The sequence below is a fragment of the Allohahella sp. A8 genome, from assembly GCF_047946665.1.
In the GTDB taxonomy this organism is placed as follows: Bacteria; Pseudomonadota; Gammaproteobacteria; order Pseudomonadales; family Oleiphilaceae; genus Allohahella.
On the sequence record NZ_CP172312.1, the window covers coordinates 1383397 to 1401782 of the forward strand.

At 56.7% G+C, this 18386-nt stretch carries 13 protein-coding genes; 10 read left to right on the forward strand and 3 right to left on the reverse strand.

Annotated features, from left to right (window positions below; all coding sequences use genetic code 11):
* Nucleotides 1–142 precede the first annotated feature (142 nt).
* A complete protein-coding gene (locus ACH3PB_RS06400) occupies nt 143–2896 on the reverse strand; it encodes a peroxidase family protein (RefSeq protein WP_416398628.1) in 2754 nt (917 codons plus the stop codon).
* Between the two features lie 220 nt (nt 2897–3116).
* Here ACH3PB_RS06400 and ACH3PB_RS06405 point away from each other — a divergent pair, with 220 nt between their 5' ends.
* From ACH3PB_RS06405 to ACH3PB_RS06415, 3 genes are all read left to right on the forward strand, one after another.
* On the forward strand, nt 3117–5759 hold the full coding sequence (locus ACH3PB_RS06405; protein WP_416398629.1) for a LuxR C-terminal-related transcriptional regulator: 2643 nt from the start codon (nt 3117–3119) through the stop codon (nt 5757–5759).
* 251 nt (nt 5760–6010) lie between these two features.
* Nucleotides 6011–7969 carry an ATP-binding protein gene (locus tag ACH3PB_RS06410; protein ID WP_416398630.1) on the forward strand — a complete coding sequence of 653 codons (1959 nt, stop codon included), beginning with the start codon at nt 6011–6013 and terminating at the stop codon, nt 7967–7969.
* 75 nt (nt 7970–8044) lie between these two features.
* Nucleotides 8045–9190, forward strand: a complete 1146-nt coding sequence (locus tag ACH3PB_RS06415; protein ID WP_416398631.1) for a trypsin-like peptidase domain-containing protein — start codon at nt 8045–8047, stop codon at nt 9188–9190.
* Nucleotides 9191–9223: 33 nt separating this feature from the next.
* On the opposite strand, the gene nhaD is transcribed toward ACH3PB_RS06415, so the two are convergent.
* The gene (gene nhaD / locus ACH3PB_RS06420; protein ID WP_416398632.1) at nt 9224–10615 is read right to left on the reverse strand and encodes a sodium:proton antiporter NhaD; all 1392 of its coding nucleotides are present in this window, start codon (nt 10613–10615) and stop codon (nt 9224–9226) included.
* 104 nt (nt 10616–10719) lie between these two features.
* On the opposite strand from nhaD, the gene modA reads away from it, so the two are divergent.
* Genes modA through modC form a run of 3 tightly spaced genes read left to right on the forward strand, consistent with a single transcriptional unit; the run spans nt 10720 to nt 13321 of the window.
* Entirely contained in the window at nt 10720–11526 is an 807-nt protein-coding gene (gene modA / locus ACH3PB_RS06425) for a molybdate ABC transporter substrate-binding protein (protein WP_416398633.1), read from the forward strand.
* Between the two features lie 2 nt (nt 11527–11528).
* The gene (modB, locus tag ACH3PB_RS06430; RefSeq protein ID WP_416398634.1) at nt 11529–12224 is read left to right on the forward strand and encodes a molybdate ABC transporter permease subunit; all 696 of its coding nucleotides are present in this window, start codon (nt 11529–11531) and stop codon (nt 12222–12224) included.
* Nucleotides 12225–12226: 2 nt separating this feature from the next.
* Entirely contained in the window at nt 12227–13321 is a 1095-nt protein-coding gene (gene modC / locus ACH3PB_RS06435) for a molybdenum ABC transporter ATP-binding protein (protein ID WP_416398635.1), read from the forward strand.
* Between the two features lie 5 nt (nt 13322–13326).
* Here modC and ACH3PB_RS06440 read toward each other — a convergent pair whose 3' ends face one another.
* Nucleotides 13327–14223, reverse strand: a complete 897-nt coding sequence (locus tag ACH3PB_RS06440) for a universal stress protein (protein ID WP_416398636.1) — start codon at nt 14221–14223, stop codon at nt 13327–13329.
* Nucleotides 14224–14459: 236 nt separating this feature from the next.
* On the opposite strand from ACH3PB_RS06440, the gene ACH3PB_RS06445 reads away from it, so the two are divergent.
* From ACH3PB_RS06445 to ACH3PB_RS06460, 4 genes are all read left to right on the forward strand, one after another.
* Nucleotides 14460–15464 carry a TRAP transporter substrate-binding protein gene (locus ACH3PB_RS06445; protein ID WP_416398637.1) on the forward strand — a complete coding sequence of 335 codons (1005 nt, stop codon included), beginning with the start codon at nt 14460–14462 and terminating at the stop codon, nt 15462–15464.
* Between the two features lie 29 nt (nt 15465–15493).
* Entirely contained in the window at nt 15494–16180 is a 687-nt protein-coding gene (locus ACH3PB_RS06450; RefSeq protein ID WP_416398638.1) for a TRAP transporter small permease, read from the forward strand.
* Complete coding sequence (gene dctM / locus ACH3PB_RS06455) at nt 16177–17460, forward strand: C4-dicarboxylate TRAP transporter large permease protein DctM (RefSeq protein WP_416398639.1); 1284 nt, start codon at nt 16177–16179, stop codon at nt 17458–17460. The genes ACH3PB_RS06450 and dctM overlap by 4 nt, the downstream gene beginning before the upstream one ends.
* A 77-nt stretch (nt 17461–17537) precedes the next feature.
* Nucleotides 17538–18326, forward strand: a complete 789-nt coding sequence (locus ACH3PB_RS06460) for a hypothetical protein (RefSeq protein WP_416398640.1) — start codon at nt 17538–17540, stop codon at nt 18324–18326.
* Nucleotides 18327–18386: the final 60 nt, after the last annotated feature.

The following is an 18386-nucleotide window of genomic DNA, read 5'->3' on the forward strand; positions in this document are numbered from 1 at the left end:
CAACCTTACCCAGGGATTTCGTCGACAAAAAAAGCCGATGCAGCCTCAGGACTGCATCGGAAAGAAAGGCCCAGGGCGTCCGGTGCCGCCCCAGGTCGATTACATAGTTATCAGGTAGAGCTATTTCGGAACACGCCCTGTCCTAGCGATCTTCGTAGCGCTGGTGCTTGAAGAAGATGCCTGAGTCGCCAAAAGCCGACGCCACGAACGGCGTACTGGTATGCAGTTCACCGATCTTGGTCGCTCCCTGACGACGCTCATTGGCATAGCGACGGTTCAATGATGGGAAGATCGAGCTTCTGATGGACGCAGACGTGGCATACACATCATAAACCTTCACGCCTTGCGGCAGTGCCATCAGGTCCTCACGGAAATCGTGCGGGTCTGAGGCGAAGACACCTCTCACATCGGCGCCCGGCACGAAATAAATCTGCGTAGGCGCTTTTGGCGAGGCTACCGCTGAGCCATCCTGGCGGACTTCAGCCATGGCGTTGGCCATGACCAGCGTAGGCTTGGTGCTTACCAGCGAGAACAGGATGGTGGAGCCCAGTGACTCATTGGCCTCGGGCGATACATAATTCGACATCTCGTTGGCAAAGAAGTTGTAGTTGTCTCCCTGGCCCGAGAGCGTGTACAGCGCTGAGATGTTTTCAGACGGCTTGCCATCGGCAAACAGCTTGAGAGCCAGTCCCGGCGCATAGCCGCGATCAGCAGGATCACCAGTAAGTGAAAGTCTCAGCAGGCCATGGTCGGCGCCCTGAAACAGACCGGTATACTGACTGCCTGCTGCTGGCACGAATTTCACGCGTGCCACTGCAGCCTTTGGATGCAAGGGCTTCTCATAGCCAGCTGGTGCCACGTCACCCACGCGGTTGACCTTGGTCCACAGAATTGAGTCGATCAGCCCGCCAATATTGACCGGTGGAATTGCAGGCAGTTCATTCGCATCATAGGCCGTGCGCATGACGCCGTTGGTCCAGAGGTGCTGCGCCTTGGCGTCGGCATCCCACTGCTCGTACTCTGCAGGCATGTTCAGACCCCAAGGCTTGAACGCGTTATCCATGCCGACAAGACTGGCAGACAGATTCGGATAATGACGCTTGATCACGTCCACCATCGTATTGTTCTCAACCCAGTCGATACCTTCCTGGGTGTAGACTTCTGCCCGGTAATCGCTGGTGAAGAAGCGATCGGTCATCAGACGACGCGACGCGTTGAGGATGAATATCTGAAACGCCGTTTCACCGAAACCAAAGCCATCGGGTCTGGTTTCTTCAGCCAGCTGACCAACCAGTGTGTCGATCTGCTCGATGTCGTTATTGTACAGGCGCTTGAGTTCCGACAGCGTCTGGGGATCGGCAGTCAGATCCTCGAACTTGGTTATGGGCTTCAGACCGATCTGACGACGGAACTCGTTGTAGCGCGGTACACCACGTTCCCGATCACGAAGTATATCGATAGTTGCCATGTCCAGATTGCCACGAACCGGTACGTTCAGATTGCGCATGAAGTCGGGATAGTTCTTCAATGTGAGCGACCCGGGATTGGTAATGCCAAAGGAGTACCACATGCGGTCGGCGCCGACGTCGTCAAGGAGGTCTTCGGCGTCGCCGTCGCGGGTTTCCGGCAGCGGTATACTGGCATCGACCACGTTCGAACCGACATCGTAAACCTCGATGCTGTCACGCAGCAGCGGGTGCATTCGATAGACCGCTACGAACTCTTCGGTCAGCGTATAGGGTACATCGTAGTCGGCCGGCGTTCTTGAGCCCACCAGACCACCGAGCGCGTGCTCGAGGAATCCAGAGTCATTCTGACCCAGGTTCGAGTTCAGGCCGATGAGTCGGAACAGGTTGCCGAGCTGGTTGAAATTCTGGTTCAGGTTGGCGAGGTCGTCCTGGTACTTGTCACGCTTGTCACGGTCACCACCGAGGCCCCACCAGTTGGCATACATGGCACGCTCGAGAACCGGGTTCGCGAGAATCGCAGGTGTCCACTCAACGGTGTGAATTTTTGCCATGAGTGCGGCGTTGACCAGTCTGGCGCGGTCATAGAGCCACTCGTCGCTGGCATCCGGGTACGCCTCCGCAAGACGATCTGCGACAGCATTGTGCTCAAGCGTGAACAAGCGATGCAGCATCGACAGACCGACCCACCAGTTTTCGTTGAATCCTGTTACAGGCTTGCCGCTCATCAGTTCAGTAGGCAGCGTGTTGTCGCTGTCGACTTTCAGGCGTCCGCCTTCAAACGCACGCACACTGTCGTTTGTGGCCTGGTCACTTCCATACAGCTGTGAGCCGTCCCACCAGTGAGTGTTTGTGTTCTGAAAGGTGGGCGGCAGGGCCGCATCTTCTGCGCTGCGGGTAGGATCAGGCATTGTGCGTTTCACCACCATTTCGCCACTGCCCAGTGGATCGCCCGACGGCAATTGAATGCGCATCGGATCAGCATCGCTTTGCGGCCCATGATCGAACCAGTCGTGGACCATGAACTGTATCCAGGCGGCTGCAATGAAGTTGAGCGAGGTCGCAGGCTTGAATTCGTCACCACGTGCCATCAGCACATTGCTGACTTCTCGCGGGTTTGGTGTCAGCAGTGTGCCGGCATTGTTTTCCGCCCACACTGAGACTGGATCGACGTTGCGGCCGAAACGCCGATACACCGAGCCTTCTGCCGGGTTTTCCAGAATATTACAGGTACCGTCTACGGTTCGTGCGGTGAGGCTACGTTCGTCGCAGACCAGGTTTGCGTTGTGCTTCGCCCACTGCTCCATATCGAACATATTGTTCTCGAGCAGGTTTGTCCTCTCCGAGCCGAGGACGAGTAGCGCGCCCATGACGCCGATACTGCCGAAACTGGTGAGGGCCGGCCAGGTGACCCAAGGTGTTATCGCCATTTCTTGTTCTCCATTGCTATGTATTCCTGTGAGGTACAGCGCCGGCGATCCTAACAGTGAGTTTCAAAAAACAATCCCCTACTTGGGTAGGGTAAGCCTCTGAACTGATAACTTCGTCACAATCGCGTATACGGCCTCCTGAGTAAGCTGCGCAGAGTGAAACAGGCTGGCGAAACAGTCTTGCTTAGCGAGGTATCTTTATGAAAGGACAGGCAATTAAGTGAGTAGCATCGAAAAAGGCCACGGCGTGGCCCGCATCCTGCGCCGGCCACTGATTACCTTGCTTGACCATAGCGAACAGTTTCCATTGACGCTGTTGATCGCACCGGCCGGATCTGGCAAATCGACGCTGTTACATCACTGGGAGTCGCTCTTTCCGACCCGTCGCATCGTCAGGCTGGCACTGGATGAGCGTGATAATGATCCGCCCAGGTTCTTCCGCCGCTTGGCTGAAGCACTGCGTAGTGCCCTCCCCGGGTTTGATATCACCTGGTACGACCCGTTTCTGCGTGAGTTCCGGCCCTCAGGTAGTTCCATTGCCGAGCCCCTGATAGATGCCTTTGATCAGGTGGAAGGTGACCTGCATCTGGTGCTTGACGATTTCCAGTATATCGATGCACCGAGTATCATCGATGTGTTCACGACCCTGCTTGACGATGCCCCGGCCCGGCTGCATCTGGTGCTCGCTACCCGCAATTACCCCGGCTTTCCACTGACGCGTATCAAGTTGGCGGACAAGCTTCTCGTTATCGACAGTCATGATCTCAAAGTGACTGCTGAAGAAGTTCATCATCTGAACATGGGCCTGGGCGGCCCCGCCCTGTCTGCCGAGAACGCGGCTCACATCATTGCCATGACCGAAGGCTGGCTGACCGGCGTCAAAATCGCTTTACTGGCCGCTCTCGAGTCTGGGCCGGAAGCGCTGCAGGGCTTCTCGGGCACCCAGGTTGAGGTGGTGGAGTATTTCGGTCATGTGGTGCTGAAGGGGCTGCCGGAAAGTCTCAGGAATCTGTTTCTGCAAAGCTCTATCTTCGAGCACTTCGACGGCGCGCTCTGCGATGAGGTATTGCAGCGCTCACAGTCGGCCCTCCTGCTCGAGGAGGTGGCAGAGCGTGAGCTGTTCATGTTGCCAGCCGAAGGGCGCCGGGGCTGGTTTCGCTATCATGCACTTCTGCACGATTTTCTGCAGAACCGACTGAAGATTGAGCAGCCAGAGATGCTCGAGCCACTTCACCGTCGGGCGGCCCAGTACTTTCTGGCCAACGACGAGCAGGAGCAGGCGCTGATGCATGCCGAACGTAGTGGCGATACCGACTTGTTTACCCGCACGCTCGAACGTTGTTTCGACGAATGGATCAGGTACGGCCACTTCGGTGAGATTCTGAAATGGTCGGACCGGCTACGCGATGAACTCATCCACGGTAATTTTGATCTGGCTGCACCGCTGATCTGCGGCCTGACGCTGTCAAGGCGCTTCCATCATGCCCGCTATTATCTCGACGAGCTCAAGCTGAGTCCCGAGGTCGAGTCATCTGGCCGCTACGCCGATGCCTATACCTGCACATTTCTGGAGCTGCATCTTCAGCTATTCCAACACGACACCGATTTCTTTCAGGATGCTGATCTCGAACTGCTGCTGCAAAGTAGCGGGCATCGCGATATACGCGCTTTCTCACTAGCCATGATCGCTTACTATCACCTGCAGCATGCACGACTCGATCTGGCCCTGCAGCTGGCGTCCCAGGCCCGCACGGTGCTGCAGAAGCTCGGCCATCACTTTCTGGCCAGCTACGCCGGGCTGATCATTGCGCTCTGCCACCGTCAGAACAACTGTCTGGTAGAGGCCATGCAGTGCGTCGAAGCTCCTTTCGAAGAGACGCCGCGCCTTTCGCCCAGCTGGACGCTGTGGGCTACGGGCAAGCTGGTCATTCTCTATGAACAGAACCGCCTGGATGAGGCCAGGCTACTCTGTGAGGAACTCCTGCCTCTGGTAAATGTGGCGTCGGCTACTGAGGTCATCACTACAGTCTACCTCACCCTGTCTCGACTTCAGCATCACTTCGGTGACTTCGTCAGCGCACGGCGTCTGCTCGACAAGCTGTCGAATATCCTCAAGCTCGGCAACTATGAGCGATTCGTCAGCCAGGTCGCTCATGAGTCAATGCGTCAGGCAGTCGAGATGGGCGACGAGGCAAGAATCGCTTCGCTGGCTGAGCAGTACCAGCTTGCTGAGGTCGTGCGTCAATCAGCCGAGAACGTACCGACCTATAGCGAACGCCGCGAGCGCTATGGCCTCGCGGCAGTGTACTGGTTGACGTTTCAGTCGCAGTTGCCAGAAGCGGAACGGCTACTGGAGACCCTCATCAGCGAGCTCAATCGCGCCGGGATCAGAAACCGGGCCCTCGTCAGTGAGGCCAACCTGTTGATCCTGAAATTCAGAGACGAGTCTGGTCCAGAACGCATGAGCGCCCTCAAGGGTCTGCTGGCGCGGTATGAACTGTATAATTTCTCCCGATCGATCTTCGATGAGGCGCCCGGACTTTCGCAGTTGTTCAGGGACGCCTGCCAAAGTGGCCTGCTCAGACCGCCGGAGGCCTATCTCGAGCGTTTCCAGAGCATCATCAACCAGGATCATGCGCCCGCTACAACGCCAACCGACCCAAGGCTGGTGCTGACGAACCGGGAGCTCGAGATCTTCAACTGTCTGTTGCGGGGGCTTGCCAATGCAGAGATCAGCCGATTGACTGGTACGAGCCTGACAACCACCAAATGGCACCTCAAAAACATCTACAACAAGCTTGGTGTGTCCAATCGCACCGAAGCAGTCCTGACAATGTCGCCGAACCTCTCCTTCACGCCCTGATGAATCAATGAAGCGGCTATCCCCGGAGAGCGTGGTGGCTGGTCGTCCGCCATCTGCTGTTCCAACTGGTGGATAAAATCCTCAGGCTGAGCGTACCCTATGAAGAAGAGACGGAAGGTCTGGATATCACCCAGCACGCTGAACGGGGGTATGCATTGAAATAAGGACTATTCAGCCGGCACCGCTCTGCCCATCTCACAAGCGAGGAGACACCAGCTGAACGCTCTGGCATTCAAAGGAACGACCTGTATATGACAGACAGTGGTTCTGACAAAAATCCAGTCTCTGAAGAGCAGACCCTGGCCGCCGAATCTCTTTACATGGATCAGGCGCGCAGTCACAAGATACTGTCATCTATCAGGCAGGGCGTGATTTTCATGGATGAGGCCTTCAGGGTAAGGCAGGTGAATGAGGAAGCGCAGCGAATTGATGGTCGCTCTGCTTCCGAAATGCTGGGTCGAACCCATTGGGAGCTCTGGCCTGGCACTGAGCACCTGCCAGTCGGCAAGGCCTATAAGCGTTCCATGGAAGAACGGTCGATTGAAAGTCTGGAGCAATGCTATCGACATCACGGGAAGGACATCTGGTTCGATATTCAGAGCTTTCCGGTAGATGAAGGAATTGTCGTGTTCTACCGCGACATCAGCGAACGCAAGCAGGCAGAAACAGCTTTGAGCGAGCGTGAGCAACAACTCGCGCTGGCTATCGATGCGGCCGACGTCGGCGAATGGGATGTCGATATGATAAGCGGAGCGATGTTCTGGCCAGCACGTGTAAAAGCAATGTTTGGCATTTCACCCGACCGTCCTGTCACGCTGGCAGACTATTATGAAGGTGTTCACCCCGAAGATCGCGAGCGTACGTTTAACTCCTTCCAGAATACCGCCGATCCTCAACTGCGCAGCCAATATGATGCCGAGTACCGAACTATCGGGAAGGAAGATGGCCTGATTCGCTGGGTCGCGGCTAAAGGCAGAGGCCTGTTCAATGAAGCTGGTGAATGCATACGCATCATCGGCACGGCCATCGATATCACCAAGCGCAAGGCAAGTGAAGAGGCACTGCGACAGAGCGAGGAGCGCTTACGCGAAATCGATCGCAGGAAAGACGAGTTCCTGGCGATGCTGGCGCATGAGCTGCGCAATCCGCTCGCGCCAATTCGGGCGGCAGCTGATCTGCTGCAAATCGCAGATCTGGATGAACAACGGGTTCGGCAGACCAGCCAGATCATAGGTCGCCAGGTCGAGCACATGACCGGATTGGTGGACGACCTGCTCGATGTCTCACGGGTGACCACCGGTCAAGTCAAGATCGAGCGCAGCCCGCTGGATATCAATCACATCATCAATGAAGCCATCGAACAGGTCTCGCCAGTCATGCGGGTCCGGCGGCACCAGCTGGCGCTACAGATGATGCCTGAGTCAACAATGGTGGTCGGCGACAGGAAGCGTCTGGTTCAGGTCTTGGCCAATATTCTCAACAACGCTGCCAAATATACCAATGAAGGTGGCCGCATCGAGGTTAATAGCACAGCCGTAGGGGCTGAAGTGCTGGTTGAAGTCATCGATGATGGTATAGGGATGAGCCCTGACGTGATTGCGCGAGCATTCGAGCTCTTTGCCCAGGCTGAGAGAACGTCCGATCGGTCCTCCGGTGGCCTCGGGCTGGGACTTGCGCTGGTCAAGAGCATAATCGAACTACACGGCGGCTCTGTGAGCTGCAGTAGTCCCGGCACAGGGAAAGGCAGCACGTTCATGATCCGCCTGCCCCGTATGGACGAAGCAGGTACAGATGCTTCAGCGGACGGGGAGGAAGCAGCCAATCCGGATTTTGAGCGGCCGCCCAGAATCCTGCTAGTCGATGATAACGAAGACGCGGCATCAATGCTCAGCTTGCTGCTGCGGTCTGTCGGCTATGATGTTTCAGTCGAGTATGACGCCAAACGTGCGTTGGAGCAGAGTGCCCTGCACCACTTCGATGTCTTCCTGTTGGACATAGGACTTCCCGAAATCAGTGGCATTGAATTGGCGCGTCGTTTGCGCGCGCAAGCAGAGACAGCCGACGCTGCGATCATCGCAGTCACAGGATACGGCCAGGACCAGGACCGGGCGCAAACGTCCGCTGCAGGATTCGACCATCATCTGGTCAAGCCAATCGATTTCCGAAAACTCGCTGCGCTTCTCGGTAGAATCATCTCTGCCAGGCCTTGAATGGGAGCCACAGGCAGCCGTCGCAGACTTGTCTATACTCGATGAAATCCTGATTTCGAGTGAGGCAGTACGGTCATGGGACTAATCCTTGGTATCCGCAAGCTTGGTGTGATGGGGGCGATCTGCTGTTTGAGCGGCTCATTGACCTTTAGCTTGGCGCAGGCAGAAATCTATAAGTGGAAAGATGCCTCTGGACGCTGGCAGTTCAGCGACAAGGCACCTGAGACCAAAGCCACAGTTACGCGCATCGGCGACAAAGGCACGCCGGAGCCAGCGCCCGCTGCTGAGCCTGGCACAGTCGATGCTGAGCGCGACCTTCTGACGAGATTGACCGCACAATATAAACCAGCGACCACTATCGAGAAGGTCACGCTAGCGGTCGTGGGCGTGGAGAGTGCGCTTGGTCAGGGCAGCGGCTTCTTCATCTCCGACACTGGCTACATCGTTACCAACCGACATGTGGTGCGACCTGAAGCTGACGGTAATAGCGAGAAAATAAAGATTGCGCAGGCCGAGAATGAAAAAATTCTTTCCGAACGGCGGCGAGAACTCGATGCCGAGCGTAACGAGCTCCGCGCTTATGCCAAAAAAATAGCCGAATACAAGGCCGATATCGACAGCCGTGGCGACGGTCAGTCAAAGAAGCTGGCGCTCGATGACTACTCGGCTCATCAGAGGCAATACGCAGCTCGTCTGAGCCAGCTCGAAAGCTATCAGGCGAGTTATGACGAAGTAGCCGAGCAGCATCGCCGCGAACTGGCTGATTACAACTTCAAGAGTAGTCTCGCCGGGGCAGCCAAGCGGTTCAAGATCTACCTCAAGGACGATACCCAGCTGCAGGCCAATCTCATCTTGGTCAGCAGCGAGCATGATCTTGCCCTGCTCAAGGTAGATGGCTATCGAACGCCGGTCTTGCCGACGGGCAACGATGCAGCCGCCCAGCAAGGTCATCCCGTCTTCGCCGTGGGTAGCCCGCTCGGCATGCGAGACTCGGTTACGTCAGGCATTATCACCAGGCGGCAAAAAGACTATCTGGTGACCGATGCGAGGATCTTGCCTGGCAATAGCGGCGGGCCACTGCTCAACGAGGCTGGCGAAGTGATCGGGGTGAATACCCTGAAATTCGCTCAAACAGCTGTGGCTGATGGCTTTGGTCTGGCCATTCCCGCTTCGGTTGTCACCAGTGCCTTCGCGCGTTACCTGGACAAGCCAGCCCAGTAGTGGCCGATAGTGGCCGACGAGTAACACAGGGCCCTATACCCCGTTCACCCAGATGTGAGTGCCGATCGAGGCGACGTAACCCAGTGCGATCGCCCAGGTCCAACGCAGGTGACTCAAAAATGTGTACTTGCCTTTCGACTGACCCATCAGCGCCACGCCGGCAGCGGAGCCGATCGACAACAGGCTGCCGCCAACCCCGGCCGTGAGCGTGATTAACAGCCACTGCGCATCACCCATAGCGGGATTCATGCTGATGATGGCGAACATGACCGGAATGTTATCGATGACGGCAGAGATCGTGCCAGCGACAATATTGGCCGTGGTCGGCCCCCAGTTCTCGTACATGGCCTGCGACATCAGCTCCAGATAGCCAAGATAAGCCAGACCACCAACACAGAAGATGACGCCGAAAAAGAACAGGAGCGTGTCCCATTCGCTGCGGGCTATCGGGCCGAATATATCGAAATGGACATCATCACGTTGCCGGTGCCCGCTCTTGCGGAGGTAATAAGCGAAGATCATCAGCACTGAAAGCCCTGTCATCATGCCCATGAAGGGCGGCAGATGGAAAAACTGCTCGAAGCAAACAGCCAATGCGATTGTGCATAGAAAAAGCAGGCAGATTCGCTTGCCGCCGCGCTTTATGCCGACTTCAGCAGCGTGTCCCTCTGGAGTACCTACCGGCAAGAAGAAATTCATGATGACGGCTGGTACCAGGAAATTTACCGCGGCTGGCAGGAAAAGCGCGAAAAACTCGACGAACTCGAGCTTGTCGGCCTGCCATACCATCAGAGTCGTGATATCGCCAAAGGGACTGAAGGCACCACCAGCATTCGCGGCAATGACCACATTGACCATCGACACCGCGACGAATCGAGGCTGATGACTGCCTACAGCCATAATCACGGCGCCCATTAGCAGTGCCGTGGTCAGGTTGTCTGCGAAGGGCGAGATACAGAAGGCCAGACCGCCTGTTGCCCAGAACAGCTGCCGGTAGGAAAGCGCCTTTCTGGTAAGGTAGGCGCGCAAGAAATCGAAGACGTCGCGCTCTTCCATGGCGTTGATATAGGTCATTGCAACCAGCAGGAAGAGAAACAGTGCCGCATATTCCGACAGGTTGTGGAACACCATCTCCCGCATCTGGTCGCTGCTGACGCCATAGTCCTGAGCAACACTGGCCACCAGCATCCAGATCAGGCCCGCAGCCAGAATAACGGGTTTGGACTTGCGTAAATGAAGAAATTCTTCTGCCATCACGAAGAGGTAGGCCACTGCAAAAATGATCAGGCAGAGGATGGCCTTGAACTCAGCCGTTGCGTAAAGGCTGGGTGGCGTGCCCTCCGCCATCGCCAGCGCGGGCCGACTGAACAGAAGGGAAACTGCCAGCATCAAACCTGGCAGCATCAGACTCCGCAATATGCTCATTGACTCTCCTCTCTGACCTGTCTTGTTAGCTTATACGTCGAGCATCGGTGCCACCTGCGAGCTTGCCAAGCTCCTGCGTTATGTCGGAGTATGGCGAGTTTCCCATGGCCCAGGTACATGTATTGAAACCGTTGAAATATCTTCGCGCAAGCGCTGCTTTTGCGGTGCTTCTCACGCTTTCCACGACTATACCAGCGGAAACTGTCTCCATCGCCGTGGCGGCCAATTTCGCAGCGCCGATGGCGCGTATCATCGAGGCTTTCGAAGCAGGCAGCGAACACCAGGTTCAACTGTCGCTGGGCTCGTCGGGAAAGCTATACGCGCAAATCAGTCATGGGGCACCATTCGAGGTGTTTTTCTCTGCAGACCAGCTTGTTCCATCGAAACTTGCGCAGGCTGGACTCGCGGTAACTGCAACACAATTTACCTATGCGGTTGGTCAACTGGTGCTATGGTCAGCAGCGGAAGATTTTGTCGATGACAAGGGGCAAGTCCTCAGACTCGCCAGCTTCGACAAGCTCGCCATCGCCAATCCTCGTCTCGCACCCTACGGTGCGGCGGCGGTAGAAGTGCTCGAGGCGCTGGACCGGTTCGAGGAAGTCAAAGCCCGCTTGATCATGGGTGAAAACGTAGCCCAGACTTACCATTTCGTGAGTACCGGCAACGCTGATCTGGGCTTCGTTGCCGCGTCCCAGGTGATGCGGGACGGTAAGCTTACTGCCGGTTCCGGCTGGCTGGTACCGCAGTCGCTGTATACCCCGATCTATCAGGATGCCATCTTGCTGAAGACAGGTGCTGACAATCCGGCGGCGCGGGCGCTTATCGATTTCGTGAAGACACCCGAGGCGCGCCGCATCATGGCGGCTTACGCTTATGTTCAGCAGGTTGATCTCACCAGGAGCGTTGACTAACGATGCCACTCAGCGGCGATGATCTGCAGACGCTCTGGCTTACGCTCAAGCTGGCAACGGTGGTGACCTGCCTGTTGCTGGTGCTCGGCACGCCCCTTGCCTGGTGGCTGGCCAGAACACGGTCCTGGCTGCGTGGACCCGTGGCTGCTGTTGTTGCGCTGCCGCTGGTGTTGCCGCCAACTGTACTAGGTTTCTATCTGCTTCTGGCGATGGCGCCAGGCGGGCCGCTTGGGCTGGTGACAGCTTCACTCGGGCTCGGCACGCTGGCCTTCACTTTCGAAGGGCTGGTACTGGCCTCCCTGCTCTACTCGATGCCCTTCGTGGTACAGCCGATACAAAACGCAATCGAAGCCATAGGTAACCGGCCGCTGGAGGCCGCCGCCACCCTCAGGGCCGGCCCCTTCGATCGTTTTGTCAGCATTGTGCTGCCGCTGGCGCGGCCCGGTTTCGTGACAGCCGCGATACTCGGATTTGCCCATACGATCGGCGAGTTTGGCGTCGTCCTGATGATCGGCGGCAACATACCTGGCGAGACCCGTGTCATGTCCGTGCAGATCTATGATCATGTCGAAGCTATGGATTATGCGCGAGCGCATTGGTTGGCAGGCGGCATGATGCTGTTTTCATTTCTCGTGCTGATGCTGGTATACAGCACGCGCACAGGGCGACGTTACGGCGCCATGCGTTATGGGTCTTAGCCATGGCTGAAAACAGTATCGACTTCAGCTTGCAGCTCACTATGTCTGACAAGGGTTCGGATTTTCGGCTCGATGTCAGCGCCTGCCTGCCTGGCCGTGGCATTAGTGCCATTTTCGGCGCCTCTGGCTCCGGCAAGACCACACTGCTTCGCTGCATCGCCGGGCTGCAACCGGTCGATGCTGGCCGCGTGTGTGTCAATGGCGAGGTCTGGCAGGATGACAGGTTTTACCTGCCCACCCATCGCCGTCCCTTGGGATACGTGTTTCAGGAAGCAAGCCTGTTTTCACATCTCAGCGTGGCGGGTAATCTCGATTATGCTATCCGACGGGCCGATCAAGCCTGTATGGGCACCGATCTGGCAGAGGCTGTCGATCTGCTTGGCCTTGCCCCGTTGATGAAGCGGCGTCCAGATGAATTGTCCGGCGGCGAACGTCAGCGGGTGGCGATCGCGCGTGCGCTGCTGATCAGGCCGAAGCTGCTATTGATGGATGAGCCTCTGGCATCGCTGGATCAGGCGAGAAAGCAGGAGATTCTGCCCTACCTGGAGCGCCTGCGACACGAACTGGCCATGCCGGTACTCTATGTCAGTCACTCGCGGGATGAAGTTGCGAGGCTTGCCGATCACCTCTTGATGATCGAGGCGGGCCGTGTTGTAGCCAATGGGCCGCTGGTCGAATTGCTCGGTCGAGTCGACCTGCCGCTCACCCCTGGGGAGCCGCGCGGCGTCGTGCTTGAGGGTAAGGTCGCGGAGCGGGATCAGGCGTGGCAGCTGAGCCGTGTGGTTGTCGATGGCGGTGATCTGTGGATCAGGGACAATGGTGATGAGTGTGGGGCTGCCGTGCGTCTGCATGTGCATGCCAGCGATGTCAGTATTGCCCTCACACCGCAGCGCGACAGCAGCATACTCAACAGTCTGCAGGTCCGCGTCTCCACCATTACCCCGGATCCGGGTCAGATGGCCCTTTGCCTGGTACAACTGGCTCTGGGCGAAAACTATCTACTTGCCCGGATCACACGGCGCTCCGCCCAGCAGCTAGGCCTGACACAGGGTCAGATGGTATGGGCGCAGATCAAGTCGGTCGCGCTCGTCCACTAGCGAGGCTAACGCAAGAGCAGCAGCGGACGCTGCGTACGCTCGAGCATATTGGCGGTGAAGCTGCCCAGCAGGAACTTGCGCAGGCGGCCATGGCTGAAGGCCCCCATGACGGTCAGATCGATGTTCTCCCTGGCCTGGTAGGTCGAGAGTGCCTCTTCTATGGGGCCAGTCAGCTGCACGCGCGTCACATCTATGCCCGCAGCTGAAAGCTCATGAGCAGCGGCCTCGAGCAAATCATCGGTGACTGAGCTGCTTTCGACAACATGTACGAGGTGGCAGGCCACATTCTTGAACAATGGACTCGCTGCGACCATGTGTAGTCCCTTCATGGCCGACTCGCTACCATCGTAAGCCAGCATGATTTTTTGCGGCTGACGGAAGCCGCCATTCACCACCAGAATTGGTCTGTGCAAGGCCCGGATGAGGGACTCGAGCTGAGTGCCGGTGCCCGACCCCCTTCGTTGGCTTGCGCCTGCGCTGTCATTCAAGGGTGGCGACTCATGATCCTCACCCCGAATACCGATCACCAGTACACGAATCTCTTCCTCGAGGTCCACGAGTGATTCAGCGAGGCTACCGTGCCGTTGCAGCACTTCCACATCCTTCACACCAGCGGCAGTCGTGTGCTGCCTGGCCGCATTCAGCATGAGCTGTCCTTTCTGCACCAGCAGGCGGCTGCGGTTTTCCTCGACTTCGGTCAGTTCCGCCAGCAGATCCTCGGAGGCGCCGAGGCCGAGGGCGCCAGTAATATCAGCGACGGCGGGAATAGCACGGTATTCCACGCTGTGCAAAAGCTTGAGCGGAGCGCCAACAGTCTGTGCGATCCACACCGCGTAATCACAGACTGCTTCACTCAAGGTGGCGCCGTCGATACAGGCCACGATTTTTTTCTGCTCGAACATCCCTGATCTCCCCTGATGAGTCGTGAACACCCGCGCCATACCTCGTTCAGGTGCTTATCGGTCATGGTACGCCTGATGGCAATCAGTCGGCCAGAACATATGTGCTTCGACTAAAGTCTAGTGACATTGCTGGCCATCCCCAGCGACAAGCCGCACTCAAGGCCGTACAGTAGAGTCTGCCAGGGATCAGGTGCTTTCGGCTACAGAGCCTATAACGACAATAATGGTGCCCAGCTATGTTCAAAACGACGATTTCAGTGCTATCTGCTGCCTTCCTGACGGCGACCACTTTCGGTCTCTCTACCAGCCTTTCTGCGGCTGATCCCATACTGATCAAATTCTCACATGTCGTCGCTGACAATACACCCAAAGGTCAAGGCGCCTTGCGATTCAAAGAGCTCGTCGAAGAGCGTCTGCCAGGCAAGGTGGCGGTACAGGTCTATCCAAACTCCTCGCTCTTTGGCGACGGTAAGGAGATGGAAGCCTTGTTGCTGGGTGACGTGCAGATCATCGCGCCCTCCCTGGCAAAGTTCGGGCAATACACGCCCAAGGTACAGATTTTCGATCTCCCCTTTCTGTTCGACAATATCGAAGCCGTCGATCGCTTTCAGAGCGGTCCGGCTGGACAGAAACTGCTCAAGAGCATGGAAGATTCCAAGATCACCGGTCTCGGCTATTGGCATAATGGCATGAAGCAACTTTCCGCCAACAAGAAACTGGAAAAGCCGAAGGATGCCCGTGGTCTGAAGTTCCGGGTTCAGGCCTCGGAAGTGCTCGAAGAGCAGTTCAAGGCACTGCGAGCCAATGCTCGAAAGATGGCATTCGGTGAGGTGTATCAGGGCCTCCAGACTGGCGTCGTGAATGGTGCTGAAAACCCCTGGTCGAACATCGAGTCACAGAAGTTTTACGAAGTGCAGAGCCATATCACCGAGAGCGATCACGGGGTGCTGGACTATATGCTCATCACCAACACCGATTTCTGGAACGGCCTCGACCCCGAGGTTCGTAGCGAACTCGAGAGCATCATTGCCGAAGTCACCAAGTACGTGAACAACAATGCGGCTGAGTTGAACGCAAAGGCGAAACAGACTGTCATCGATTCCGGCAAGACCGAAGTCATCCAGCTTACACCGGAACAGCGCAAACTCTGGGTCGAGCAGATGAAGCCTGTGTGGGAGAAGTTTGAAGATGAGATTGGCAAGGATCTCATCGACGCTGCGCAACAAGCCAACAAAGGCTGATTTGTTTAGTAACCTGGAGGGCCGAGATCATGACCTGGCTGTACACACTCTGGTCTCGCCTTGAGGAAGCCATCGTGGCCTTCCTGCTCGGCGCGATGACTATCGTCACTTGCGTCTACGTTATTCTCAACAATCTCTACCCAGTGTTCTATCACTTCGGCGACCGCTTCGAAGCGAGTGCGCCCGCGGTTTCGGAGTGGTTCTTCAATGCTGGTGACCTGCTCATCATACCCGCACAGGAAATGACCTGGAGCAACGCCCTGGTGAAAGTGATGTTCGGTTGGCTGATCTTTATCGGCATCGCCTATGGCGTACGTACCGCTGGTCATATCGGAATCGATGCGCTGGTAAAGCTCGCCAGCACCCCTGTTCAGCGTCGCATTGGTCTGATCGCCTGTCTCGCCTGTCTTGGCTACGCCGGGCTGATGATGGTCTCGAGCTTCCAGTGGATGCATGCGATGTACACCTACCCAGTGATGGCTGAAGACCTCGGGCGTTTCGGGATCAAGCAGTGGCATATCGCCCTGGTCGTACCGATCGGCTTTGCGCTGGTGCTGGTCCGCCTGCTCGAAGTGTTTTATCGCATCTGGACTCATCAGCAGACAGGCCTGGGACTGGCTGACGAAGCCCGAACAGCGATGAAGCTGGCAGAGGAAGGGCTGACGGAGACGCAACAGGCGGATGCCGAAGTCGTGAAAAGGGCGCCGCGATCATGACCATACTTTTTCTGTTCGTAGCGCTGTTTGCGCTGATGCTCATAGGGGTGCCGATTGCGATCTCACTGGGGCTTGCAGGCTCGCTGACCATACTGCTTTTCAGTCAGGATTCCGTGAGCGGCCTGGCGATCAAGCTTTTCGAGACCTCAGAGCACTACACCCTGCTCGCTATCCCTTTCTTTCTGCTGGCGGGCGCCTTCATGACGACTGGCGGAGTGGCGCGCCGGCTGATCGATTTCGCCAACACAAGCGTCGGTCACATCCGCGGAGGTCTCGCCATCGGTTCGGTCATGGCCTGCATGCTCTTTGCGGCCTTGTCGGGATCCTCTCCAGCCACCGTTGCAGCCGTTGGTTCCATCGCCATCGCCGGCATGGTGCGCTCCGGCTATCCCCAGGCCTTTGGCGCGGGCATTATCTGTAATGCCGGTACGCTGGGCATTCTCATTCCGCCGTCGATCGTCATGGTTGTGTTTGCCGCGGCAACCGAAACTTCAGTGGGCAAGCTATTTATGGCCGGCGTAGTGCCCGGCCTGTTGTTGGGCCTGATTCTCATGGTGGCGATCTATATCGTTGCAGTAAAAAAGAATCTCCCTGCCCTGCCTCAAGCAACGTTCAGGCAGTGGCTCTCATCAGGTCGCAAGGCACTCTGGGGCCTTCTGTTGATGGTAATCATTCTGGGCGGTATTTATTCAGGCATGTTTACACCTACTGAAGCGGCTGCTGTTTCTGCCGTTTACGCCGGTTTCATCGCTATCTTCGTGTACAAGGACATGACCATCCGACAGTGCCCTGGCGTGCTGCTGGACGCCGGCAAACTCACCATCATGCTGATGTTCATCATCGCCAATGCCATGCTGTTTGCGCACGTGCTGACAACAGAGCAGATACCGCAGGAAATTGCTGCCTGGGTCACCAGCCTCGGTCTCTCACCCTGGATGTTCCTGCTGATCATGAACGTGGTGCTGCTGATTGCCGGCAACTTCATGGAACCATCGGCAATTATTCTGATTCTTGCCCCCATTCTGTTTCCAATTGCCACTCAGCTCGGTATCGATCCGATACATCTCGGTATCATTATGGTGGTCAATATGGAAATAGGACTGATCACCCCGCCGGTGGGGCTGAACCTGTTTGTGACGTCAGCCGTGACTGGTATGCCGCTGAGTGCTGTGATCAAGGCGGCGGCCCCTTGGCTGATGCTCCTGCTGGGCTTTCTGATGGTCATCACCTACGTGCCTGCCGTCTCGCTATGGCTGCCGAACTATCTGGGAATGCCATAGCGGCCCGCCAGCAGCATAGCGATGAGCGATAGCTTTCTGCTGCTGGCTGTGGATTACTGCAACGCTCAGGAACCCGAATGAGAGAAATAATGTACGACCAGAGTAGCGTAGCCATTGCAGTGGCATTGTTCGTATCGATGATGATCGTCGTTGAAATCGGCTATCGGCTCGGCACCCGGACCTCCGGCAAGGCGAGCGAGCCGACAAAGGCTCAGATCAACACTATCCAGGGCTCGCTACTCGGTATTCTGGCTTTGCTCCTCGGTTTCACATTCTCACTGGCGCTGCAGCGTTTCGACGCACGTAGCGTCGCCGTGGTGGATGAGGCAAACGCCATCGGCACCACCGCATTGCGTGCCCAGTTGCTGCCAGATCCCCTGAAGGCCGAGGTGACCGACCTGCTTAAGCAATACACTGACAACCGTGTGGGCGCAGCGACAGTGGCACTCGATCATGAAGAGCAACGGGCCGTCTTGCTGACCGAAGGCAGCCAATTGCTGGATAAACTTTGGATAAAAGCAATCGAGTCGGCCGAGATGGACGGGGGACCTGTCAGGAGTGGCCTCTTCATACAGGCGCTCAATGACATGATTGACGAATATACCAATCGTGATGCCGTGCTGAGTCGTCATGTTCCGGAGCTGGTGCTCATGCTACTGCACGGCACCTTCCTGATGACAGGCCTCCTTGTCGGTTACGCGTCCGGTGTATCTGGCCACCGGGCCTCTTTCGTGTCTTACATATTGATCGGCCTGATCGTGTTACTCGTGTTCATTATCATTGATCTCGACCGGCCGCGTCGGGGTCTTATCGAAGTCGATCAGAAAAGTCTGCTCGATTTGCAACGCAGCCTGAACCGACCATAGCTATTTCTACTCGAGCCAGGGCCGGCAATGTTTATTGTTTTTTTGAAGCGAAACTGCAAC